Origin of the sequence: Nonomuraea sp. SYSU D8015 (assembly GCF_008065375.1) — a bacterium.
GTDB lineage: Bacteria > Actinomycetota > Actinomycetes > Streptosporangiales > Streptosporangiaceae > Nonomuraea.
The window spans coordinates 410,567-432,571 of sequence record NZ_VJYI01000005.1 but is presented as its reverse complement, the minus strand read 5'-3'; the positions used below and the strand labels follow the sequence as shown (position 1 = coordinate 432,571).

20 protein-coding genes are annotated in these 22,005 nt (G+C 70.3%); 8 read left to right on the top strand and 12 right to left on the bottom strand.

Annotation, left to right across the window (positions count from 1 at the left end; translation table 11 throughout):
* Positions 1–15 precede the first annotated feature (15 nt).
* A complete protein-coding gene (gene mtrA / locus ID574_RS24360; RefSeq protein WP_043620615.1) occupies positions 16–693 on the bottom strand; it encodes an MtrAB system response regulator MtrA in 678 nt (225 codons plus the stop codon).
* A gap of 490 nt (positions 694–1,183) precedes the next feature.
* Here mtrA and ID574_RS24355 point away from each other — a divergent pair, with 490 nt between their 5' ends.
* From ID574_RS24355 to ID574_RS24335, 5 genes are all read left to right on the top strand, one after another.
* Positions 1,184–2,215: a DUF7847 domain-containing protein gene (locus ID574_RS24355; protein ID WP_223167011.1), complete on the top strand. Its 1,032-nt coding sequence runs from the start codon at positions 1,184–1,186 to the stop codon at positions 2,213–2,215.
* On the top strand, positions 2,212–3,246 hold the full coding sequence (locus ID574_RS24350) for a DUF4129 domain-containing protein (protein WP_188191254.1): 1,035 nt from the start codon (positions 2,212–2,214) through the stop codon (positions 3,244–3,246). The genes ID574_RS24355 and ID574_RS24350 overlap by 4 nt, the downstream gene beginning before the upstream one ends.
* Entirely contained in the window at positions 3,243–4,466 is a 1,224-nt protein-coding gene (locus tag ID574_RS24345; RefSeq protein WP_188191253.1) for a DUF4350 domain-containing protein, read from the top strand. Before ID574_RS24350 ends, ID574_RS24345 begins: the two co-directional genes overlap by 4 nt.
* A 13-nt stretch (positions 4,467–4,479) precedes the next feature.
* A complete protein-coding gene (locus ID574_RS24340) occupies positions 4,480–5,436 on the top strand; it encodes an AAA family ATPase (protein WP_223167010.1) in 957 nt (318 codons plus the stop codon).
* A gap of 310 nt (positions 5,437–5,746) precedes the next feature.
* Positions 5,747–7,120, top strand: a complete 1,374-nt coding sequence (locus ID574_RS24335; RefSeq protein WP_188191251.1) for a DUF58 domain-containing protein — start codon at positions 5,747–5,749, stop codon at positions 7,118–7,120.
* A gap of 9 nt (positions 7,121–7,129) precedes the next feature.
* On the opposite strand, the gene ID574_RS24330 is transcribed toward ID574_RS24335, so the two are convergent.
* The gene (locus ID574_RS24330; RefSeq protein ID WP_188191250.1) at positions 7,130–8,122 is read right to left on the bottom strand and encodes a stage II sporulation protein M; all 993 of its coding nucleotides are present in this window, start codon (positions 8,120–8,122) and stop codon (positions 7,130–7,132) included.
* A gap of 51 nt (positions 8,123–8,173) precedes the next feature.
* On the opposite strand from ID574_RS24330, the gene ID574_RS24325 reads away from it, so the two are divergent.
* Positions 8,174–9,196 carry an RDD family protein gene (locus ID574_RS24325; RefSeq protein ID WP_188191249.1) on the top strand — a complete coding sequence of 341 codons (1,023 nt, stop codon included), beginning with the start codon at positions 8,174–8,176 and terminating at the stop codon, positions 9,194–9,196.
* 24 nt (positions 9,197–9,220) lie between these two features.
* Here ID574_RS24325 and ID574_RS24320 read toward each other — a convergent pair whose 3' ends face one another.
* Both ID574_RS24320 and ID574_RS24315 read right to left on the bottom strand, forming a co-directional pair.
* Complete coding sequence (locus ID574_RS24320; RefSeq protein ID WP_188191248.1) at positions 9,221–10,609, bottom strand: LVIVD repeat-containing protein; 1,389 nt, start codon at positions 10,607–10,609, stop codon at positions 9,221–9,223.
* Between the two features lie 86 nt (positions 10,610–10,695).
* Entirely contained in the window at positions 10,696–12,093 is a 1,398-nt protein-coding gene (locus tag ID574_RS24315) for an LVIVD repeat-containing protein (protein ID WP_188191247.1), read from the bottom strand.
* Between the two features lie 166 nt (positions 12,094–12,259).
* Here ID574_RS24315 and ID574_RS24310 point away from each other — a divergent pair, with 166 nt between their 5' ends.
* The gene (locus ID574_RS24310; protein WP_188191246.1) at positions 12,260–12,907 is read left to right on the top strand and encodes a DUF305 domain-containing protein; all 648 of its coding nucleotides are present in this window, start codon (positions 12,260–12,262) and stop codon (positions 12,905–12,907) included.
* A gap of 272 nt (positions 12,908–13,179) precedes the next feature.
* Here the strand turns inward: ID574_RS24310 and ID574_RS24305 are convergent, their stop codons facing one another.
* Together ID574_RS24305 and ahcY are read right to left on the bottom strand one after the other, a co-directional pair.
* The gene (locus ID574_RS24305) at positions 13,180–14,415 is read right to left on the bottom strand and encodes an adenosylhomocysteinase (protein WP_188191245.1); all 1,236 of its coding nucleotides are present in this window, start codon (positions 14,413–14,415) and stop codon (positions 13,180–13,182) included.
* A 203-nt stretch (positions 14,416–14,618) separates the two neighbouring features.
* Positions 14,619–16,046: an adenosylhomocysteinase gene (ahcY, locus tag ID574_RS24300; protein WP_188191244.1), complete on the bottom strand. Its 1,428-nt coding sequence runs from the start codon at positions 16,044–16,046 to the stop codon at positions 14,619–14,621.
* Between the two features lie 104 nt (positions 16,047–16,150).
* On the opposite strand from ahcY, the gene ID574_RS24295 reads away from it, so the two are divergent.
* Positions 16,151–16,492 carry a MerR family transcriptional regulator gene (locus tag ID574_RS24295; protein ID WP_188191243.1) on the top strand — a complete coding sequence of 114 codons (342 nt, stop codon included), beginning with the start codon at positions 16,151–16,153 and terminating at the stop codon, positions 16,490–16,492.
* A gap of 101 nt (positions 16,493–16,593) precedes the next feature.
* Here the strand turns inward: ID574_RS24295 and ID574_RS24290 are convergent, their stop codons facing one another.
* The 6 genes from ID574_RS24290 to ID574_RS24265 all read right to left on the bottom strand — a co-directional run bounded on the left by ID574_RS24290 (position 16,594) and on the right by ID574_RS24265 (position 21,875).
* Positions 16,594–17,526 carry a cation diffusion facilitator family transporter gene (locus ID574_RS24290; protein WP_188191242.1) on the bottom strand — a complete coding sequence of 311 codons (933 nt, stop codon included), beginning with the start codon at positions 17,524–17,526 and terminating at the stop codon, positions 16,594–16,596.
* Positions 17,527–17,575: 49 nt separating this feature from the next.
* On the bottom strand, positions 17,576–18,682 hold the full coding sequence (locus ID574_RS24285) for an SIS domain-containing protein (protein ID WP_188191241.1): 1,107 nt from the start codon (positions 18,680–18,682) through the stop codon (positions 17,576–17,578).
* Positions 18,679–18,846, bottom strand: a complete 168-nt coding sequence (locus tag ID574_RS24280) for a Trm112 family protein (RefSeq protein ID WP_188191240.1) — start codon at positions 18,844–18,846, stop codon at positions 18,679–18,681. The genes ID574_RS24285 and ID574_RS24280 overlap by 4 nt, the downstream gene beginning before the upstream one ends.
* A complete protein-coding gene (locus ID574_RS24275) occupies positions 18,843–20,192 on the bottom strand; it encodes a phosphomannomutase/phosphoglucomutase (RefSeq protein WP_188191239.1) in 1,350 nt (449 codons plus the stop codon). Before ID574_RS24275 ends, ID574_RS24280 begins: the two co-directional genes overlap by 4 nt.
* A 46-nt stretch (positions 20,193–20,238) precedes the next feature.
* Positions 20,239–20,607, bottom strand: a complete 369-nt coding sequence (locus ID574_RS24270) for a DUF3499 domain-containing protein (RefSeq protein WP_106236645.1) — start codon at positions 20,605–20,607, stop codon at positions 20,239–20,241.
* A 266-nt stretch (positions 20,608–20,873) separates the two neighbouring features.
* Positions 20,874–21,875 (bottom strand): NADP-dependent oxidoreductase, encoded by a 1,002-nt coding sequence (locus ID574_RS24265; protein ID WP_188191238.1) that lies wholly within the window; start codon positions 21,873–21,875, stop codon positions 20,874–20,876.
* Between the last annotated feature and the right edge of the window lie 130 nt (positions 21,876–22,005).

The following is a 22,005-nucleotide window of genomic DNA, read 5'->3' as shown; positions in this document are numbered from 1 at the left end:
GGGGCGGGGCGAAGACTACGCGGGGCCGGCTTTGTAGCCCACGCCGCGAACGGTGACCACGATCTCAGGGTGCTCGGGGTCCTTCTCGATCTTGGCCCGGAGCCGCTGGACGTGGACGTTGACCAGCCGCGTGTCGGCCGCGTGCCGGTAGCCCCACACCTGCTCGAGCAGGACCTCGCGGGTGAACACCTGGCGCGGCTTGCGGGCCAGCGCGACGAGCAGGTCGAACTCGAGCGGCGTGAGGTTGATGGTCTCCTCGCCCCGCTTGACCGAGTGACCGGCCACGTCGATGGTGATGTCGCCGATCTGCAGGATCTCGGGGGTCGGCTCGTCGGTGCGGCGAAGCCGCGCCCGCACCCTCGCGACCAGCTCCTTCGGCTTGAACGGCTTGACAATGTAGTCGTCCGCGCCGGACTCCAGCCCGAGCACGACGTCGATCGTGTCGCTCTTGGCCGTGAGCATGACGATCGGAACCCCCGACTCAGCCCTGATCCTGCGCGCGACGTCGATGCCGTCGGCCCCCGGCAGCATCAGGTCGAGCAGCACCAGGTCCGGGCGCGTATCCCGGAACGCGTCGAGGGCCTTGTCGCCGTCGGAGACGAAGGATGGTTCGAATCCCTCTCCCCGCAGCACGATCCCCAGCATCTCGGCGAGAGCGGCGTCGTCGTCGACGACCAGCACGCGTCCTTTCATGGCCCCTCATTCGTTCTACGCATTGTGGGACATACCCGCACGATCGCTGAAGGTTACCCTTGCTCGGGCCATGAGTGTGACCTGAGCCCTACAAAAGACGAATTTTAGGTCCGCCCCCACGACCGCAATCTCAGTCTGCGGTAACAGAGCAACTTTCGGCCATCCCCGGACGGGAAGCTTGACCGGATTCGCCGAGAATGCGGGCAAGATGAGAGGGCGAATCGGCTCTGTGACACCAATGCCCTCCTCAGCGTGCCAGGATTGGGATATGTCAGACGGTCACGGTCCCATGCCCGAGACGCCATCCGGCTGGTCGGCCGAGCAGCCCCCGCCTTACAGCGCCCCGCCGGCCTCCCCGTGGACCGCCCCCGGCTCGCCGCGGCAAGAGCCCGACGGGCCGCCGTACGGGCCGCCTCAGCAACACCAGCAGCCCTACGGACCTGGGCCCCAAACACCATATCCAGCCCAGCCGCAACCCGGTCACGGCTACATGCCGCCCCCGCCGGCGCTGCGTCCCGGCATCATCCCGCTGCGCCCGCTGGCCCTCGGCGACATCCTCGACGGCACGATCAAGCTCATCCGCTCCAACCCGAAGGCCGTGCTCGGCCTCTCTGCCATCGCCGCGCTGCTCAGCGCCATTCCCCTCGCCGCGGGGCAGGCGTACGTCTTCAACTCCATGGGCGGCCTGCTCACCGATCCCCAGAACGCCGGCGCGGCCGAGGAGCTCACCGGCCTCTACGGCCTCGCCGCCCAATACGGCAGCATGCTCGTCTCGTACGCCATCCAGTTCGTGGTGGTCACCCTGCTCACCGGCGTGATCACCCGCATACTCGGCCGGGCCGTCTTCGGCGGCAACCTCAGCGCGGGCGAGGCCTGGCAACTCGTCAAGGGCCGGATCCCGGCGCTGTTCGGCGTCGTGGGGATCCTCGCCCTCATCATGCTCATACCGGCGATCCTCTTCGTGGTGCTCATGGTGGCCCTCGCGATGAACCCCTCCTCAGGCACCGCCGGCGCGATCCTCGGGCTGTCCGTCCTCTTCTTCATCCTGTACATCGGCTACGCGCTGTTCTTCCGGGCCCGCTTCGCGTTCGCCCCGCCGGCCGTGGTCCTGGAGGGCAGGGGCCCGATCGAGGCCATGCGCCGCTCGTGGCACCTGGTCACCGGCGATTTCTGGCGCGTGTTCGGCATCCTGCTGCTGACGCTGCTGCTCGTCGGCATGCTGGGGGGCCTTCTGTCGCTCCCGTTCTCGGTGGCGGGCATGCTGCTCGGCATGCTGGGCGCGGGTTCCGCGGCCAACGCCGTCCTCTCCGCCGTGCTGATCGCGATCGGCGCCACGCTCGGCGCGATGCTCACCTATCCCATCGAGGCCGGGGTGGCCGGCCTGCTCTACGCCGACCGCCGCATGCGCAGTGAGGCGTTCGACCTCGTGCTGCAGACGGCGGCCATCGAGCAGCAGCGCCAGGGGTGGGTGCACGCCTCGGCCGACGAGCTCTGGCACCCGTCCAACTCCGCCGGCTCGTGAGCCCGATCGACAGGGAGGAGGCCGCGCGCCGGGCCGCGGAGGAGCTCCTCAAGCCTGAGTTCGAGAAAGAGTCGCTGCTCGCGCTGATCTGGCGGCGGATCAACCAGTTCCTCGGCGACCTGATGGACGCGGCCACGGGCGGAGGGCCGGCCGGCGGGATCATCGCGGGAGTGATGATCGTCCTCATCATCCTCGGGGTGATCGTGCTCATCTCGTGGCAGCTGCGCAGAACCGCCCGCAGGAACGCGCTCGCCGTGGGCGGGCTGTTCGGTCAGCGTGCCATGAGCGCCGCCGAGCACCGGCAGGCCGCCGAACGTCTCGCCGCCGAGGGGCGCTGGAGCGAGGCCATCCAGGAGCGGCTCCGCGCCATCGCCCGTGACCTGGAGGAGCGGGCGCTGGTGGACGGCATGCCCGGGCGCACGGCCGACGAACTGGCCGCGGAGGCGGCGGTGGCGCTGCCGGGCTTCGCGACGGAGCTGGCGGCGGCGGCCCGCGCGTTCGACGACGTCACGTACGGGGGCGTCCCCGGCACCCGCGAGACGTACGACTCGATGACCCACCTGGACGACCGACTCCGCCAGGCCCGCCCCGTCCCCCTCGCCGCTCCGGCAGGGGTCGGCGCCGGGGTCCCGGTCGGCGCCGGAGCTCCGACGGCCGGACCCGCCGGCGGGCCTGTCGCAGGCCGGCCTGGCGGACCCATCGGCGGCCCCATGGCGGGGCCGCCTGGGGGACCGTCGGCGTACCCGCTCGCGCCGCCGCCTGCTGGACCGGCATACCCGGCTGCTCCACCGCCTACTGGACCGGCGCACCCGGTGGCACCGCCGCCTGCGGGGCTGGTCTCGGAACGTCCGGCAGCCCCCGTCTCACCCTGCGGAGCCGACAGCGCCCTGTCGGATGACGCGCCCGGCCGAGCCGACGACCCTCGATCGGGAGGCGTATCCGGGAGCGCCGGAGGGCGGGAGGCCGGGAGCACGCGTGACGGTGAGGGGACGGACGGGGTGGATCGGGAGTCTGGGGAGGGGGCGTCATGAGCGCGGTCCTGCGCCCGGTCCAGGCGTCCGGCGGCGGGCCGCAAGGCGGCGGGTCGCCGGGCGGCGGGTCACGGCCCACCTCGCCCACCGTCCGCTCCACCTGGAACGCGAGCCGCATGATCGTGCTCCTGGGCGCCCTCCTCGTCCTGGCGGCGGTCGTGGGAGTGCTGATCAACCCGGGCCGGGGCCCGGAACGCCCGCTCGACCCGGCGGACACCTCCTTGGCCGGCTCCAAGGCGCTGGCCGATCTGTTGCGTGACCGCGGCGTCACGGTGGACCGGGTCGACTCCGTGCAGGCGGCGACCGAGAAGGCGGCGACGGGCAACCGCCTGCTGCTGATCACGGACATGACGTACTTCGACGAGCACACCCTGTCCAGGATCCCCGGCGACCGCCTGATCATCGGCAACGCGTTCGGCCTCGAGACCCTGGCCCCGGGCGTGCGGATGCACCCGGGCCCGCCGGCGCGCAGCCGCTCCCGCGAGCCCGAGTGCCAGTTGCCCGCGGCCAGGCTGTCGGGCAGCGCGTACATGGGTGGCACGGCGTTCGACGGCCCGCCGGGAGCCACCGGCTGCTACCCGTCTCCCTACGGCGGCCACACGCTGATCACCTACCCGAACGCGGGCGGCGTGACGACGATCGTGGGTGACGGCTCCTTCATGACGAACCTGCGCCTGGCCGAGGACGGCAACGCCGCGCTCGCGCTCAACCTGATCGGCACCGGCAGGCCCGTGACCTGGCTGGTGCGCCCGGACAACCCGCCGCCCGCGCTCGACCTGCCCGGCGAGCGCGGCAAGTCGATGTACGAGCTGATGCCCGACAACATCCTCTGGACCGTCTACATGGCGATCATCGCCGTGGCGCTCACCGCGTTCTGGCGGGGCAGGCGACTGGGGCCGGTGGTGGCCGAGCGGTTGCCGGTCATCGTCCGGGCGGCCGAGACGGTCGAGGGACGCGGCCGGCTCTACCGCGCCAGGCGCGCACGGCAGCGGGCGGCGGAGTCGCTGCGCGCGGGCACGATCGACCGGCTGACGCCCAGGCTGGGGCTCGCCTCGGGCGCGGGCGCCCAGGAGGTCGTCGCGGCGCTGGCCGCCCGTACCGGGCAGGATGCGCCCCAGGTCGGCGCGGCGCTGTACGGGCCGCCGCCGGCCGACGACGCCGGCCTCGTCGCCCTGGCCGGATACTTGGACTTCATCGAAAGGCAGGTCAGTGAACTCTGAGGAGACTTACCGCGTGCAGACCTCGACCGACGCGGCCAGGGACGCGCTCGGCGCGCTGCGGGCCGAGGTGTCCAAGGCCGTGGTGGGACAGGACGCGGTGGTGACGGGGCTGGTCATCGCGCTGCTGTGCCGGGGGCACGTGCTGCTGGAAGGCGTGCCCGGCGTGGCCAAGACGTTGATGGTGCGCACGCTGGCGTCGGCGCTTTCCTTGGACTTCAAGCGGGTGCAGTTCACGCCCGACCTGATGCCGGGCGACGTGACCGGATCGTTGATCTATGACGCGAAGACCGCGGAGTTCGAGTTCCGCGAGGGCCCGGTGTTCACGAATCTGCTGCTCGCAGACGAGATCAACCGTACGCCGCCGAAAACGCAGGCGGCGCTGCTGGAGGCGATGGAGGAGCGGCAGGTCAGCGTGGAGGGTGCGGCCCGGCCGCTGCCCGAACCGTTCGTGGTGTGCGCCACGCAGAACCCGGTCGAGTACGAGGGCACGTACCAGCTCCCGGAGGCGCAGCTCGACCGGTTCCTGCTGAAGCTGACCGTGCCGCTGCCGCCGCGCGAGCAGGAGATCGCGGTGCTGGAGCGGCATGCCCGCGGCTTCGATCCGCGCGACCTGTCGGAGGTCAAGGCGGTCGCCACGGCCGAGGACCTTGCGGCGGGGCGGGAGGCGGCGGCGAAGGTGCACGTCGCGCCCGAGGTGCTCGGCTACATCGTGGACGTGGCCCGTGCCACGCGGAACTCTCCCTCGCTGCAGCTGGGCGTCTCGCCGCGAGGCGCCACGGCGCTGCTGGCCGCCGCGCGGGCGTGGGCGTGGCTGTCCGGCCGGCACTACGTGACGCCCGACGACGTGAAGGCGCTGGCCAGGCCCGCGCTGCGGCACCGCGTGCAGCTCCGGCCGGAGGCCGAGCTGGAGGGCGCTACCGCCGACGGCCTGCTCGACGGCATCCTGGCCTCGGTCCCGGTCCCCCGCTGATGTCCGCTCTGACGGGATCCACAGCGCGCCCGGCACCCTTCGCGACCGCCCCTGCCGTGGGCGCCGGACTGGGCGTGTCCCTCGGGATGGCCCGGACCACCGCCCAGGTGACCGCGCCTCTCCGGACAAACCCAGCACGGCACGCCGAACAGGCCGCGTCTCTCGGGACGGTCCCGGCCGGGCGTGTCGGGGTGGCCGTGGCCGTCGGGGTGGTTCCGGCCGGGCGTGCTGGGGTGGCCGTGGCCGTCGGGGTGGTTCCGGTTGCGGGTGACGGGCTGGGCGGGGTGTTCGGGACGGCGGTGGTGTGCTGATGGCGTTGACGGGACGGGCCGGGCTGGTCGCGGCGCTCGGGATCGTGGTGGTGCTGTTCGCGCCCCAGCCCGGGGCCGCGCTGGCGGGAGTCTGCCTGGTGCTGGCCGCCGCGGTCATTGTGGATCTGGTGTTCGCGGGCGCGGTGCGGCCGCTGCGGTTCCACCGATCCGGGGACACGCTCGTACGTCTCGGCCAGCCGGCGACGGTCGAGCTGATCGTGGAGAACCCCGGAGGCAGGCGCGTCCGCGGCATGCTGAGGGACGCCTGGCCGCCCTCCGCGAACGCCACCCCGCGGGTCGCCCGGCTGGACGTGCCCCCGGGCGAGCGCCGCAAGATCGTCGTGACGCTCGACCCGACCAGACGCGGCGACCGTTCGTCGGTGGCGGTCACGGTACGCTCGCTCGGCCCCCTCGGCCTGGCCGCCCGCCAGGGCAGCCACCGGTCGCCGTGGACGGTCCGCGTGCTGCCGCCGTTCCTGTCGCGCAAGCACCTGCCCTCCCGGCTGGCCAGGCTCCGCGAGCTCGAGGGCCAGCATCCGGCGCTGGTGCGGGGACAGGGCACGGAGTTCGACTCGTTGCGCGAGTACGTGATCGGCGACGACGTACGCTCCATCGACTGGCGGGCCACCGCCCGCCGCCACGACGTGGTGGTGCGTACGTGGCGCCCGGAACGCGACCGCCGCGTGCTGATCGTGCTCGACACCGGCCGCACGTCGGCGGGCCGGGTGGGCGACGCGCCGATTCCCATGGCCGGGGCCACGCCGGGCGGCGGCGGGCTGCTGGTCAGGACGGAGCCCAGGCCCACGCCGGGCTGGCCGCGGCTCGACTGGTCGATGGACGCGGCGCTGCTGCTGGCCGCGCTCGCCGCCCGGGCCGGCGACCAGGTGGACTTCCTGGCCTACGACCGGGCGGTGCGGGCGTGGGTGAGCGGGGCGTCGCGCTCCGAGCTGCTGTCGTCGATGGTCAACGCGATGGCGCCGATCGAGGCGGAGCTGATCGAGGCGGACTCCCAGGGCATGGTGGCGGCCATCCTGTCGCGGGCCAAGCGGCGCTGCCTGGTCGTGCTGCTGACGGACCTCAACGCGGCGGCCCTCGACGAAGGGCTCATGCCGGTGCTGCCGCAACTGTCGTCGCGTCATCTGGTGCTGGTGGCCGGGGTGTCGGATCCCCGGGTGGCGGCGATGGCGGCGCGCCGGGGGTCGGCCGAGGAGGTGTACGACGCGGCGGCGGCCGAGCACGCCCAGCTGGAACGCAGGCGCATCACGGCGCGGTTGCGGCGGCACGGGGTGGAGGTCGTGGACGCGCCGCCGGAGGACATCGCGCCCGCGCTGGCGGACGCGTACCTGGCGCTGAAGGCGGCCGGACGGTTGTAAGGGCAGGTGTCAGGCGGTCGGGGCGACGTCTGGGGCGCGTTCCATGTCGCCGGTCTCGTTCTCGCGCAGGGCGCGGCGCCCGAAGACGATCACATACGCCAGGAAGACCGCCTCGGCCACCACCCCGATGCCGATCCGCGCCCACGTCGGCAGCCCCGACGGGGTCACGAACGCCTCGATCAGCCCCGACACGAACAGCACCACGACCAGCCCCAGCGCCACGCTCATCACCGCCCGGCCCTGTTCGGCCAGCACCTCGCGCCGCCGCCGCGGCCCGGGATCGATGACGGTCCAGCCCAGGCGCATGCCCACGGCCGCGGCCAGGAAGACGGCGGTCAGCTCCAGCAGCCCGTGCGGCGTGATGAGGCCGAAGAAGATGTCCAGCTTGCCGCGCGAGGCCATGAGGCCGCCCGTGATGCCGACGTTCTCGGCGTTCGCGTAGAGCGCGTACGGAATCGGCAGCCCCAGCAGCGCCGCGTAGACGATCATCAGCATGGACACCCACGCGTTGTTGATCCACACACGGCTGGCGAAGGACGTCGCCGGGTTCTCCGAGTAGTAGTCGGCGAATTCGTGCTCGACGATCTGGGTGATCTCGTCCTCGGTGTAGATCGACGCCTGGACCTCGGGATTGCCCGCCACCCACGCGCCCAGCACCCAGGCGACGGCCACGAACGCCACCGCACTGGCCAGCCACCACCACCGCGCCCGGTAGGCCACCACGGGGAACGACACCGTGAAGAACCTCACGAACTCCCGCCACGCCGGCGTGTGGGCGCCGGTCACCGCGGACCTGGCCCTGGCCACGAGCGCGGACAGCCGGCCGGTGAGCATCGGGTCGCCGCCGGAGGAGCGGACGATGGACAGGTGCGTCGCCACCCGCTGGTAGAGGTCGACCAGCTCGTCCACCTCGGCGCCGGTCAGCGACGAGCGGTTCTTGACCAGGTGGTCGAGCCGGTCCCAGGCCGGACGGTGTGCTGCGTTGAACGCGTCGATGTCCACCCGAACATTCTGGCCGCTCGATCACCCTTACATAGCCGTTAGGCTCCACATATGTCAGAGGTTGTGACCGGTGACGCAGTCGTCGTCGAAGTGCGGGTGGCGCAGATGCCCTCCCGCGCCGTGGCCCTCAGCATCGACATGCTCGTGCAGTTCACCGCCCTGTTCGGCGCGAACGCGATCTTGGGCGCTTTTGCGAGCATCTCGGATCCGGCGATGTTCGCGGCCGTCATGATCGTGCTGTCGGTGCTGGTGATCGTCGGCTATCCCGTGCTGTTCGAAACCCTCACCAGGGGTCGCAGCCTCGGCAAGATGGCGCTCGGGCTCCGCGTGGTCAGTGACGACGGCAGCCCGGAGCGTTTCAGGCAGGCGTTGTTCCGGGGGCTGACCGGGGTGCTGGAGCTCTGGCCGCCGCTCTTCGGCGCGCCCGCGCTGATCTGCTCGCTGATCTCGAAGCAGGGCAAGCGGATCGGCGACGTCTTCGCGGGCACGATCGTGATCTCCGAACGGGTGCCGCGTCACGGCGATCAGGTCATCATGATGCCGCCGCCGCTGGCGAACTGGGCGGCCACGCTGGAGCTCTCCGGGCTGCCTGACGAGGTGGTCCACGCCGCCCGGCAGTACCTCATGCGCTGGCACGACCTGTCGCCGCAGGTCCAGCACGAGATGGGGGTGCGGATCGCGACCCAGACGGCGGCGTTCGTCACGCCTGCCGCCCCGCCCGGGGTGCCGCCGCACGCGTACTTGAGCGCCGTCCTGGCCGAGCGCCGCCGGCGGGAGGAGGCGCGGCTCGCACAGCGCGCCGGCGGCCTGCCGCAGAAGGGACCGTACGCCGGGCCCTATCAGGCGCCTCATCAGCCCCCGTCCCCGTACGCGCAGCCCGGGCCGCACCAGGCGACCGGGCCGCAGCCCGGGCCCTACCAGCCCGGGCCCCCACCGGGGCCGTACCAACAGCCCGGACCTCAACCCGGGCCGTACCAGCAGCCCGGACCGCAGACCGGGCCTTACGCGCAGCCCCCGGCGCCCGCGCCGGAGCCGCCGAAGGCGACTCCGGGCGGGTTCGCGCCGCCGCAGTGAGCGCGGCGGGCGCATCGCTAGGGGTCAGTTCCACCAGGAGCGGTACGACTCCTGGGTCTGCACGTTCAGCCGGTCGAACCGGACGTGCCTGGCGCTGTTGGTGAGCGGATCGTTGATCTTGACGATGTCGAGTCCCTCGTGGAAGTCGGCAGCGTAGATGTAGCCGTTGTAGTAGTACGCCGACCAGATGCCGCCTCCGTCGCCAGCCGCGCGGGGCCCGCGCTCGAAGTAGCCGATCTCCTTCGGGTTGGCGGCGTCGGTGAAGTCCCACACCGACAGACCGCCCATGTACCACGCCTGGACCATGATGTCCCGGCCCTTGACGGGGATCAGCGAGCCGTTGTGCGCGACGCAGTTCTCCGTGTCGGCCTGGTGGCGCGAGATCTTGAAGTAGCTCTTGAAGACGAGCTGCCCGTTCACGATCTCGTAGATCGCGTCCGCGCCCTTGTTCGGCCCGGTCGCCTCGTTGCAGGTCGGCGCGCCGCCGCCGCCGAGCTCGTCGGTGAAGACGACCTTCTTGGCGTCGTTGCTGAAGGTGGCCGAGTGCCAGAAGGCGAAGTTCGGGTCGGTGGTTTTGGCGGTGACCTTCGGGTTCAGCCGGTCCGAGATGTCGAAGAGCACGCCGTCACCCATGCACGCGCCCGCCGCGATGTTCTTCTCGGCGTAGACGGTGATGTCGTGGCAGCCACTGGTCGGCAGGAGCAGGCCGGGCTGGGTCTCGTTGCCGCCGCCCTCGGAGGCGGGGAAGACGATCGGGGTGGCCGCCACCGCGGCCGCGGCCGGGTTCTTCAGCGGCACCTTGATGATCGAGATCTTGTCGTGCGGCGGCTCGCAGTCCGGGAAGGTCGCGTCCGGCAGGTAGGACGACACGTAGACGTAGACGTTCTTGAACCGGTCGAGGCCCTTGCCCGGGACCAGGGTCAAGGTGTGGGAGCCGCAGTTGGTCTCGACGGACTTGATGTACTTCGGATTGGCCTTGTCGGAGATGTCGAAGATCCGTACGCCCTCCCACGACTCCTTGATCGTGGCAGACTGGCCCGTGCTGTTGCACGAGTCGTTGTTGCGGGAGGAGTCGACGGCGCCGAACAACAGGTTGCCGTACACGCTGACGTCCATCTGCCCGCCGGGGCAGACCACGGAGCTGACGACCGCGGGCTTCTTGGGGTTCCTGATGTCGTAGATCGAGAAGCCGCCGTAGTTGCCGACGTAGGCGTAACCGTCCTCGAAGGCGATGTCGGTGTTGATCGTGTTGGCGATCGGGGCGGGTTTGGGGATGTTGTGGACGTGGGTCATGTTGGGGCTCATGACCACGGTGTCGGGTGGTGGAATGTCGGCGGCCAGCGAGGGCGTTGCGGTCAGCGCCAGCGCGAAGGCCGCCGCGGCCGCTACGAGGGTACGGCGCGGAATGGACACTCGGGAGCCTCCTTGATCACGTTGTCCCGTTTGGAACACACCGGCGAGGGCCCCGGATCCGGGACCCTCACCGGCAAGTAGGTGGGTCAGTGGCCGTGGCCGTGTTCGGGGTAGGAAGCCTGCGTCTGGGCGTTCAGTGAACGCATCCTGACGCTGTTGGCCTGGTTCGTACGCCAGTCGTTGATCTTGAGTACGTCAAGCCCAAGGTTGAAGTCGGATCCGTAGATGTAGCCGTTGTAGTAGTACGCCGACCAGAATCCGCCGTCCAGCGGGGGCGCGGTGTTGTCCGGGCCGCGCTCGAAGAAGGCGATCTCCTGCGGGTTGGCCGAGTCGGTGAAGTCGACGACGGAGATGCCGCCCTGGTACCACGCCTGGACCATGATGTCGCGGCCCTTGACCGGGATGAGCGAGCCGTTGTGGGCCACGCAGTTCTCCGTGTCGGCCTGATGACGCGCGATCTTGAAGTAGCTCTTGAAGACGAGCTGCCCGTTCACGATGTCGTAGTACGCGTTGGCGCCCTTGTTCGGCCCGATGGCCTCGTTGCAGGTCGCCCTGGTGCCGCCGCCGAGCTCGTCGGTGAAGATCACCTTCGTGCCCGCGTTGTTGAACGTCGCCGAGTGCCAGAAGGCGAAGTTCTCCACGTCACGCACGGCTGCGGTGACCTTGGGCTGCTCGGGGTCACGGATGTCGAGCAGGATGCCGTCACCCATGCAGGCGCCGGCGGCGATGCCCTTCTCCGGGTAGGCCGTGATGTCGTGGCAGCCCGTCGTGGCGGACTTGCCGTTGGGGTAGGGCGCGGGGACGCCGCCGTAGCCACCGTCGGGGAGGAACAGGTTGGGCGTGGCGATCACGCTCGCGGCCGTCGGGTTCCGCAGCGGCACCTTGATGATCGAGATCAGGTCGTGGGGCGGCTTGCAGTCCGGGAACGTGTCGCTCGGGGAGTACGAGGAGACGTAGATGTAGACGTTCTGGCGCCACTTGTCGGGAACCAGCGTGTGCGTGTGCGAGCCGCAGTTGGTCTCGACCGACTTGATGTACTTCGGGTTGGCCTTGTCGGAGACGTCGAAGATCCTGATGCCCTCCCACGACTCCTTGATCGTGGCGCTCTGCGAGGTGCTGCTGCACGAGTCGTTGTTGCGGGAGGAGTCGACGGATCCGAACAGCAGGTTGCCGTACACACTGACGTCCATCTGGCCACCGGGGCAGACCACGGAGCTGACCAGTGAGGTCTTCTTCGGGTTCCTGATGTCGTAGATGGAAAAGCCGTAGTAGTTGCCGACATAGGCGTAGTCGCCCTGGAAGGCCATGTCCGTATGGATGTCGGCCAGTACCTCGGGCTTCGGCACGTTGGTCACGTGCTTGATGTTGGGGCTCATGACGATTTCGCCGGGAGCAGGGATGTCCGCGGCCTGGACGGGCAGGGTGGTGCCGGCCAGCGTCACTACCGCCGCCACGAGGACGAGGGCCCTGCGGGGGGTGAACACCGGTCAACCTCCAATAAAGGGGGCGTAAATCTACGTAATCTTCGCCGTTCTCCTCGCGAGGGGCCAGCGTCCAACCTGTCAAATTTTGTTCCTGTTCGCCCTCTTTCATTCGGTCGGATTTTCACCTAGAGTGCGCATTCTCCACCGAGTCAGTCAGGGAGGCTGGGTGCGCGGCGCGCTCATCGTCATCGCAGGACCAGTGATCGGCGTCGTCCTCGCTCTCTCCGGCTGCAGTTCCAGCACACCGCCGCAGGCACCGCGGGCCGACTCGACCGCGCCTATGATCGCCCCCGGGCGTCCCGGCGAGCAGGCCAAGACGCTCTCGCCCGCCGAGGCCGCCACCGCCGTGCCCTCCCCCACGGCGAACGCCGCCGACGTCAAGTACGTCCAGGACATGATCGTCCATCACCGGCAGGCCCTCGACATGGCGCTGCTGGCGCCGAACCGGGCGGATTCGGCCAGGCTGAAGAGCCTGGCGGACCGGATCAAGGCGGCTCAGGGGCCGGAGATCCAGTTCATGACGAGCTGGCTGCGCGAGCTGGACCAGAAGGTGCCCGACCACCACGCGGCCCACGAGGGCATGCCGGGGATGGCCACGCCGCAGCAGTTGGAGGCGCTGAAGGCGGCCACTGGCAAGGACTTCGACCGGCTGTTCCTGCAGCTCATGATCAACCACCACCTCGGGGCGATCGAGATGTCCAAGCAGGTGCTGACCAACGGCTCGCACATCAGGATCGAGGAGCTGGCCAGTGACGTCAGCGTCACCCAGGGGGCGGAGATCCGCCGCATGCAGGAAATGCAGGCCGCCCTCTAGGCGTCCCTACGGCCCACGACCGTCCCACGTGGACACCACGCCTCCCCGGCGGGGAGCCTCCCTCAGAAGGGACCTGAGCCGCGTACGGCCGTCCCAAGCGCTCCGGCCCTCCCCAACGAACTCCAGCCGACGTACGGCCGTCTCAGGGAGCATTCCGGCTCTCCCCAAAGGACACCAGCCGACATACGGCCGTACCACAGCACACCCCGAACCCCTGGAGGACACCAGCCGGGGTACGGCAGGGTGGGGGCGTGCGGTGGGAGGCGGAAGCCCTATGAGCCCACGCGCCAGGAATGCAGGTAGTCCTCCTGCTCGGCGGTGAGCGTGTCGATGGCGATCCCGGTGGCTGCGAGCTTGAGCCTGGCGACCTCGTGATCGATCTCCCCCGGCACGTCGTAGACGCCGGGCACCAGGTTGGCCCGCTCCCCCACCAGCCACTCCACGGCCAGCGCCTGCGCGGAGAACGACATGTCCATGACCGCGGCGGGATGCCCCTCGGCGGCCGTGAGGTTGACCAGCCGCCCCTCGGCGAGCAGCAGCAGGCGGCGGCCGTCGGGCATGACGTACTCGTCGGTGTTGGGCCGCACGCCGCGGTGCACCTCGGTGGCGAGCTCGTCCAGCGCCCGCACGTCGATCTCCACGTCGAAGTGCCCGGCGTTGGCCAGGATCGCCCCGTCCTTCATGACCGACAGGTGCTCGGCCCTGATCACGTCACGGTTGCCGGTCACGGTGACGAACAGGTCGCCGAGCAACGCGGCCTGGGCCATCGGCCGCACCTCGTAGCCCTGCAGGGTCGCGTCGAGCGCCTTGACCGCGTCGATCTCGGTCACGATCACCCGCGCCCCGAACCCCTTGGCCCGCTCGGCCACGCCGCGACCGCAGAACCCGAACCCGGCCACCACCACGGTCCGCCCGGCCAGCATGGTGTTGGTGGCCCGCATGATGCCGTCCAGCGTCGACTGCCCGGTGCCGTACCGGTTGTCGAACATGCGCTTGGTCCGCGTGTCGTTCACGGCCACCATGGGGAACCGCAGCGCGTCCTCGGCGGCCATCTGCCGCAGCCGGATGATCCCGGTGGTGGTCTCCTCGCAGCCGCCGCTCACCCCCTCCAGGAGGTCGGTCCGCTCGGTGTGCAGGATGTTGACGAGGTCGCACCCGTCGTCGAGGACGAGGTCGGGCCCGAGGTCGAGCACCTGGTGGATGTGCCGGTAGTAGGTCGCCCGGTCGACTCCGGCCCGCGCGTGGACGCCGATCCCATAGGCCCGCAACGCCTCGGCGACGTCGTCCTGCGTGGACAGGGGATTGGACGCGGCCAGCGCGATCTCCGCACCGCCCGCCTTCAAGGCGCCCATGAGCACGGCGGTCTCGGCGGTCACGTGCAGGCACGCCGCGACCTTCAACCCGTCGAGCGGCCGTTCGAGCGCGAAGCGCTCACCGATCGCGGTCAACACCGGCATCGAGCGGGCGGCCCACGAAATCTGCCGCTCTCCGCTGTCACTCAGGTCCATGGGTGCCTCTTAACCGAAGAAGACGGCCAAGAATGCGCTCCGTAACGGCGGCCCGCCGGTGAAGGGCTCAGAGGCCGTGTTCCTGGAGGGCCATCAGCCGAAGTACGTCGAGTGGCGGTCAACTTGGCGCCGCCGTACGAGATGGTGGTGGTTGTGACAGGCGCTCCGAAGGAGCGACCCCGGAGCGCCTGCCTGTACAGCTCTCAGTACCGGTAGTGGTCGGACTTGTACGGGCCCTCGACGTGGACGCCGATGTAGGCGGCCTGCTCTTTGGTGAGCTCGGTGAGCTTGACGCCGAGGGCGTCGAGGTGCAGGCGGGCGACCTTCTCGTCCAGGTGCTTGGGCAGCGTGTAGACCCCGATCGGGTATTCGGAGGTCTTCGTGAACAGCTCGATCTGCGCGATCACCTGGTTGGTGAACGAGTTGGACATGACGAAGCTCGGGTGGCCGGTCGCGCAGCCGAGGTTCATCAGCCGGCCCTCGGCCAGCACGATGATCGAGTGCCCGTCGGGGAAGACCCACTCGTCGACCTGGGGCTTGATGTTGTTCTTGGTGATGCCCTCGATGCGGGCCAGGCCGGCCATGTCGATCTCGTTGTCGAAGTGGCCGATGTTGGAGACGATCGCCTGGTGCTTCATCTTCGCCATGTGCTCGGCGGTGATGATGTTGAAGTTGCCCGTGGCGGTGACGAAGATGTCGGCGATGCCGACGACCTCGTCGAGCGTCGTGACCTGGAAGCCGTCCATGGCCGCCTGGAGCGCGCAGATCGGGTCGATCTCGGTGACGATGACCCGGGCGCCCTGGCCGCGCAGCGCGTCGGCGCAGCCCTTGCCGACGTCGCCGTAGCCGCAGACCACGGCCACCTTGCCGCCGATGAGCACGTCGGTGGCCCTGTTGAGGCCGTCGATGACGGAGTGGCGGCAGCCGTACTTGTTGTCGAACTTCGACTTGGTGACCGAGTCGTTGACGTTGATCGCCGGGAAGAGGAGCTGGCCGTTCTTGTGCATCTCGTAGAGGCGGTGCACGCCGGTCGTGGTCTCCTCGGTGACGCCCTTGATGCTCTCGGCGATCCGCGTCCACTTCTTGTCCGTGCCGACCGTGCGGGTGAGCAGGTCGATGATGACGTGCCACTCCTCCGGGTCCTCGGCGGTGGCGGGCGGCACGGCGCCGGCCTTCTCGTATTCGGCGCCCTTGTGCACGAGGAGCGTGGCGTCGCCGCCGTCGTCCAGGATCATGTTGGGGGCGTCACCGTTGGGCCAGGTCAGGGCCTGCTCGGTGCACCACCAGTATTCCTCCAGCGTCTCGCCCTTCCAGGCGAACACCGGGACGCCCTGCGGGTCGTCCACGGTGCCGTTGGGGCCGACGACCACCGCGGCGGCGGCGTGGTCCTGCGTGGAGAAGATGTTGCAGCTGACCCAGCGGACCTCCGCGCCCAGCGCCACCAGCGTCTCGATGAGGACGGCGGTCTGGATCGTCATGTGCAGGGAGCCCATGATCTTCGCGCCGCGAAGCGGCTGGGAGGCCGCGTATTCCTTGCGGACCGCCATGAGGCCGGGCATCTCGTGCTCGGCGAGCCGGATCTCCTTGCGGCCGAACTCGGCAAGTGAAAGGTCGGCGACCTTGAAGTCCATCGGGTGTCCCCTCGCGCTGACGGATGGTTGTCGCGGACGAGTCTAGGCGCCTTCCGGCCGGGATCGCATCCGCAGCACCCCGAACTTGACGTAAGAATGTAAGAATGCGGATTACGGAAGCGGCCAAGCGGCTCGGCATGTCCCCACGGATGCTTCGCTACCGGGAGGCGCTCGGGCTGCTGCCGCCCGTCCGGGAGCAGGGGGCTCACCGGCGGTTCGGGCCCGAGGAGCTGGCCGCGGTGGCTCACGGAGTGGAGCTGGAGAAACGGTTCGACGTGTCGCCTGCCGAGCTGGCGTTCGCGCTGCGGGTGCTGAGCGAGCCGGCGGTGGCGGCCGCCGTACGCGAGCTCGGGGTGCGGATCGGACGCATCCAGGTGCCTCGCAGGGCGCTCGACTTCGAGAAGGAGAAGGCCCTGCGGCTCCTCAGAGGGGGCGCCGGACGCTGAGACGGCCTCACCGCCGAAGCCGTTCGCCCACCCCCGCCCGGACACACGCACCCCCGGGCACGAGCTTCGGCAGCTCGTCCCGGGGGGGAGGTAAGAGGAGGTCAGCCGGAGGTGGTCTTGGTGCGTTCGCGGTCGAGGTCCGGCTCCAGGTAGATGACCCGGGCGATCGGCACGGCCTCGCGGATGCGCCGCTCGGCCTCGTCGATGCCGCGCGCCACCTCCGACGCCGTCTCGTCGTGCGCCACCGCGATCTTGGCGCCCACGAGCAGCTCCTCCGGCCCGAGGTGCAGCGTGCGCATGTGGATGATCCGCTCCACCTCGGGCGCGCTCTCCAGGGCGCGGCGGATCTGCTCCTCCGTCTCCGCCGCGGCACCCTCGCCGACCAGCAGCGACTTGGTCTCGATGGCGAGCACGATCGCGATGATGGCCAGCAGCACGCCGATCATCAGGGTGCCGATGGCGTCCCAGATGGGGTCGCCCGTGACGACGGCCATCGTCACGCCGAACAACGCGAAGATCAGACCGAGCAGCGCCCCCAGGTCCTCCAGCAGGATGACGGGCAGCTCGGGCGACTTGGACCTGCGGATGAACGCGACCCATGACTGGTTGCCGCGCACGGCGTTCGATTCCTTGATCGCCGTGCGGAACGAGAATATTTCCGCGATGATGGCGAAGATCAGCACGCCGAACGCCCAGCCCGGCGACTTCAGACCCTCGTCATGGCTGATCTTGTGGTAGCCCTCGTAGAGCGAGAACAACGCGCCGATCGTGAACAGCACCACGGCCACCACGAAGGCGTAGAAGTAGCGCTCGCGCCCGTAGCCGAACGGGTGCTCCTTGGTGCTGGCCCGCTGCGCCCGCTTGCCGCCGACCAGCAGCAGCACCTGGTTGCCGGAGTCGGCGACGGAGTGGATGCCCTCAGCCAGCATCGAGGAGGAGCCGGTGAATGCCGCGGCCACGAACTTCGCCACAGCGATGGACAAATTCGCGGCCAATGCCGCAACGATCGCTTTAGTTCCGCCGCTCGCGCTCACGGGTCTTCTCCACTCATAAGGATCATCTGCAAAGGCCTGGAAGGGGATCCTATTGCGAAATCCTGGCCTTCAGCTCAGTGATCGCCGACACGAGCGTCGGATCGACGGCATATCCCAGCGCGAGATAGGTGCTGGCGTAGTCGCCCAGCGCGATCAGCATGGCCATCCGCTCCAGCGGATGCTCGCCCTTGGCCGCTAGCTCGGTCACCGGGAGGCCGCGCTCGCGCGCCAGCCGCAGCGCCGCCTCGCGCCGCCGCGTCACCTGCGGGTGTTCCTCGATGTCGCGTAGGACGACCAGCCGCAGCGTGCGCTCGGCCGTGTCGGCGAAGATGTCGCGCTCGGCCATCGGGCCGTCGAACGCGGCCACCTGGTTGTGCCCGGCCTCGGGCAGCTCGCCGTAAATGGCGGGATATTTCGCGTTCGCGTTGAGCTGGCAGGCCAGCCGGTACGCGGCCACGGTCGTCGCCGCCGACGACCCCCAGATCACCGGCACGCTCTCGGCCAGGTCCATGGCGAGCGACTTGCCGGGGTTGATGAACGACTCGCTGGCCGGCCGGCACCGGTGCGCCATGTCCTCCAGGCCCTTGGCCACCCGCTCGAACAGGTCGGCGTCGGCCTGCACGAGCCGCAACGCGGCGGCGGCCACGATCAACGGAGTCGTCAGCAGCCAGAGGTTGGCCCGGGACGGGCCGCTGACCGGCACCGGGACGTAGACGGCCGACGCCTGGACGGCGATGGCCTCCAGCGGGGAGCCGGCGGGCCCGACGCCGAGCAGCGTGCAGCCGCGCCGCACGGCCTGGGTGGCGACCGAGATCGTCTCCTCGGTGTCGCCTGCGCCGGAGACGGCGATGACCAGGTCGGTGGCGCCGATCCAGCCGGGGAGCTGGTAGGAGCGCACGGTCACGATCGGCAGCGGCGCGCCGTTGCCGACGACCGCCGCGAGAATGTCGCCGGCGATGCCGGAGCCGCCCATGCCCGCGACCACGATGGCGCGCGGGCGCCCGTGGGCGCCCAGCCGGTCGAGGCGGGCCTCGGCGGCGGCGCGGTGGCCGGTGCGTACGTGTGCCGCGGAGGCGGCCACCGCCGGCAGCATGCCGCCAGGGTCGGCCTCGGTGAGGTGAGCCTGGTCGTCGAGCCGCTCCGGCTCCCAGGTCACGGCTTCCTGGCCTCGTCGACGAGCAGGACGGGGATGTCATCCCGGACCGGGTAGATCAGGCCGCAGCCCGTGCAGGCGAGCTCTTCGGCTTCCGCCTCCGCACGCAGGGGCGCCTTGCATTTCGGACAGGCCAGGATCTCCAGCAGCCAGTCGTCGATCTTCACACTGACACCCTTCCCACGATGGCGAGGACCTCGTCCTTGATCGCCGTCATCTTGCTCTCGTCGGCCGCCTCGGCGTTGAGCCTGAGCAGCGGCTCGGTGTTGGACGCCCGCAGGTTGAACCACCAGTCGGGCCCGGTCACGGTCAGGCCGTCGAGCTCGTCGAACTCGCCCCGACCGGCGAACGCCTCGCGTACGCGCCGCAGCGCCTCACCCTGGTCGGCGACGGCGCTGTTGATCTCGCCGGAGGCGTGGTAGCGCGAGTAGGCCGCCACCACCTCCGACAGCGCCCGCTCCTGCCCGCCCAGAGCGGCGAGCACGTGCATCGCCGCGAGCATCCCGGAGTCCGCGAACCAGAAGTCGCGGAAGTAGTAGTGGGCCGAGTGCTCGCCGCCGAACACCGCGCCGGTGCGGGCCATCTCGGCCTTGATGAACGAGTGCCCGACGCGCGTCCGCACCGGGACGCCGCCGTGCTCGCGCACGATCTCGGGGACCCCGAGCGACGTGATCAGATTGTGGATGATCGTCGCCCCCGGGTATTTGCCCAGCTCACGCACGGCGACCAGCGCCGTGATCGCGGACGGCGAGACCGACTCGCCGCGCTCGTCGATCACCCAGCAGCGGTCGGCGTCGCCGTCGAAGGCCAGCCCGATGTCCGCCCCGCTCTCCACCACGGCCCGCTGCAGGTCGACGAGGTTCTGCGGCTCCAGCGGGTTGGCCTCGTGGTTGGGGAAGTTCCCGTCGAGCTCGAAGTAGAGCGGGACCAGGTCGAGCGGCAGCCCATCGAACACGGCGGGCACCGTGTAGCCGCCCATGCCGTTGCCCGCGTCCACCACGACCTTGAGCGGCCTGATGGCCGACAGGTCGACGAGCGAGCGCAGGTGGTCGGCGTAGCCCACCAGCAGGTCCTTCTCGATCAGCGACCCGGTGGGCGTGGCGGTCACCCCGACCAGCTCGGCGGCCCGGTCGCGGATCTCGGTCAGCCCCGTGTCGCCGCCGATCGGCACAGCACCGGCCCTGCACATCTTCATGCCGTTGTAGCGGGCGGGGTTGTGGCTCGCGGTGAACATCACGCCGGGCAGCCCCAGGCTGCCGCTGGCGTAGTAGAGCAGGTCGGTCGAGCCCAGGCCGGCGTGGACGACGTCCGCGCGCCGCGAGCGGGCGCCGCGTACGAACGCGTCGGCCAGCGGCCGGGACGACTCGCGCATGTCATGCGCGACCACGACCGATTCGGCACCTGTCACCTCGACGAAGGCCGCCCCCACGGCCTCGGCGGTCGGCTCGTCGAGCTCGTCGGGCACCACCCCGCGAACGTCGTACGCTTTGAAGATCTTGGCGAGGTCGCCCACTCTCCAGCTCCGCCCCTAGGTCGTTTCCTCCTCCGGTAAAACGAGCCTACCGGTCGCGGTGCTGCTGGGCCGACCTCAGAACGCGCAGGTGCCCCCGGCGGCCGACCTCGACGCCCTGGCCGACCGGCTCGCCGCCGCCGGAGGGCGTGGGCCTGGCGGCCTCCCTGACCGCGTTGGCCAGCGCCTCGAGGTCGTCGGAGCTGGGTGAGGCGCCGTCCGTCGGCAGGCGTACCACCTCCCAGCCGCGGGGGGCGGTCAGTCGCTCGGCGTGTTCGGCGCACAGGTCGTAACAGTGTGGCTCCGCGTACGTCGCCAGGGGGCCGAGAACAGCGGTCGAGTCGGCGTATACGTACGTGAGCGTGAAGACGGCAGGCTGGCTGCAGGCGGTGCGGGAACAGCGGCGGACGGGGCTCACGGAGGGACCGTATCTGGTAAGAGTCCGAGGCGCCACTATCTGAGCGCTCTTAACGAGCGTGTCGCCACAATTCGGACACCTGTCGCAGCCTTTCCACCCACATGCCCCGATGACGTCACCCCCCACCACCTCGCTGGATCCGCCCCGCTGTCGCCCCTTCCCACCGCCCGGATCCGTCCGGATCCGCCCGGTCCCGCGGCCCCTCGACGTCTCATGACCGTACGAAGCCCGGGCCCGGGCGGGCGGCGCTGCGCGGGAGTCACGGCTCAGAGCTTCACCAGCATCTTGCCGACGTTGCCGCCGCGCATCATGTCGAGGAAGGCGCCGGGAGCCTGCTCGATGCCCTCGGCCACGGTCGTCTCGGTACGCAGCGAGCCGTCGGCCAGCCAGCCCGCCGCCTTGCCGATCCACTCGGGGAAGAGGTGGAGGTAGGAATTGACCAGCATGCCGCGCAGCGTGGCGTCCTTGGCCGCCAGCTGGAACAGGTTGCCGGGGCCGGGGACGGGCTCGGTGGCGTTGTAGGAGCTGATGGCGCCGACCATCGCGATCCGGCCGCCGTGCCGCAGCGCGCCGATGGCGGCCGTCAGGTGGTCGCCGCCGACGTGGTCCACGTAGACGTCGATGCCGTCGGGGGCGGCCGCGGCCAGCTGGTCCGCGACGGCGCCGGCCCGGTGGTCGACGCCCGCGTCGTAGCCGAAGTCGGCCACGATCTTCTTCACCTTGTGCTCGCCGCCGGCCGACCCGATCACGCGGGAGGCGCCCAGCTTGCGGGCGAGCTGGCCGGCGACGCTCCCCACGGCCCCGGCCGCCGCCGAGACGAACACCACGTCACCCTCCCGTACCGGTGCCACCTCGGTCAGGGCCGCGTAGGCCGTCAGCCCGGTGGTGCCCAGCGCGCCCAGGTAGGCGTCGGCGGGCGCGAGGGCGGTGTCGACGACCGTCGCGGCGGCGACGTCCAGGACCGCGTACTCCCGCCAGCCGAGGAAGTGCACGACGGTGGCGCCCACCGGCACCAGCGGGGATTGCGAGGCCACGACCTCGCCGACCGCCGAGCCCTCCAGAGGCGCGCCGAGCTCGAACGGCGGTATGTAGGACTCGCGGTCGTCCATCCGGCCGCGCATGTACGGGTCCACCGACATCCACGTGTTGCGCACCAGCACCTGGCCGTCGGCCGGTTCGGGGATCGGGGTGACGGCGAGTTCGAAGTCCTCCGGGCGGGGCTCCCCGGAGGGGCGGGCAGCCAGGCGGATCTCACGGTTGACGGACATGGTGTTCTCCCTGGAACTCATGGGATGGCCGGGTGATCGCGAGTCTCGTCCCGGCTCGGCGTTCGTTGACGGGACCGACTGTGCCGGGGGCCGCGCACGACGGGCTGGGGGTCGGCTGGGGGTTCGCTGC

Excerpts from the sequence above, each read along its gene's own strand:
- mtrA (WP_043620615.1), bottom strand. The coding sequence starts at position 693 with ATGAAAGGACGCGTGCTGGTCGTCGACGACGACGCCGCTCTCGCCGAG.
- ID574_RS24355 (WP_223167011.1), top strand. The coding sequence starts at position 1,184 with ATGCCGCCCCCGCCGGCGCTGCGTCCCGGCATCATCCCGCTGCGCCCG.
- ID574_RS24345 (WP_188191253.1), top strand. The coding sequence starts at position 3,243 with ATGAGCGCGGTCCTGCGCCCGGTCCAGGCGTCCGGCGGCGGGCCGCAA.
- ID574_RS24335 (WP_188191251.1), top strand. The coding sequence starts at position 5,747 with ATGGCGTTGACGGGACGGGCCGGGCTGGTCGCGGCGCTCGGGATCGTG.
- ID574_RS24325 (WP_188191249.1), top strand. The coding sequence starts at position 8,174 with ATGTCAGAGGTTGTGACCGGTGACGCAGTCGTCGTCGAAGTGCGGGTG.
- ID574_RS24305 (WP_188191245.1), bottom strand. The coding sequence starts at position 14,415 with ATGGACCTGAGTGACAGCGGAGAGCGGCAGATTTCGTGGGCCGCCCGC.
- ahcY (WP_188191244.1), bottom strand. The coding sequence starts at position 16,046 with ATGGACTTCAAGGTCGCCGACCTTTCACTTGCCGAGTTCGGCCGCAAG.
- ID574_RS24295 (WP_188191243.1), top strand. The coding sequence starts at position 16,151 with ATGCGGATTACGGAAGCGGCCAAGCGGCTCGGCATGTCCCCACGGATG.
- ID574_RS24265 (WP_188191238.1), bottom strand. The coding sequence starts at position 21,875 with ATGTCCGTCAACCGTGAGATCCGCCTGGCTGCCCGCCCCTCCGGGGAG.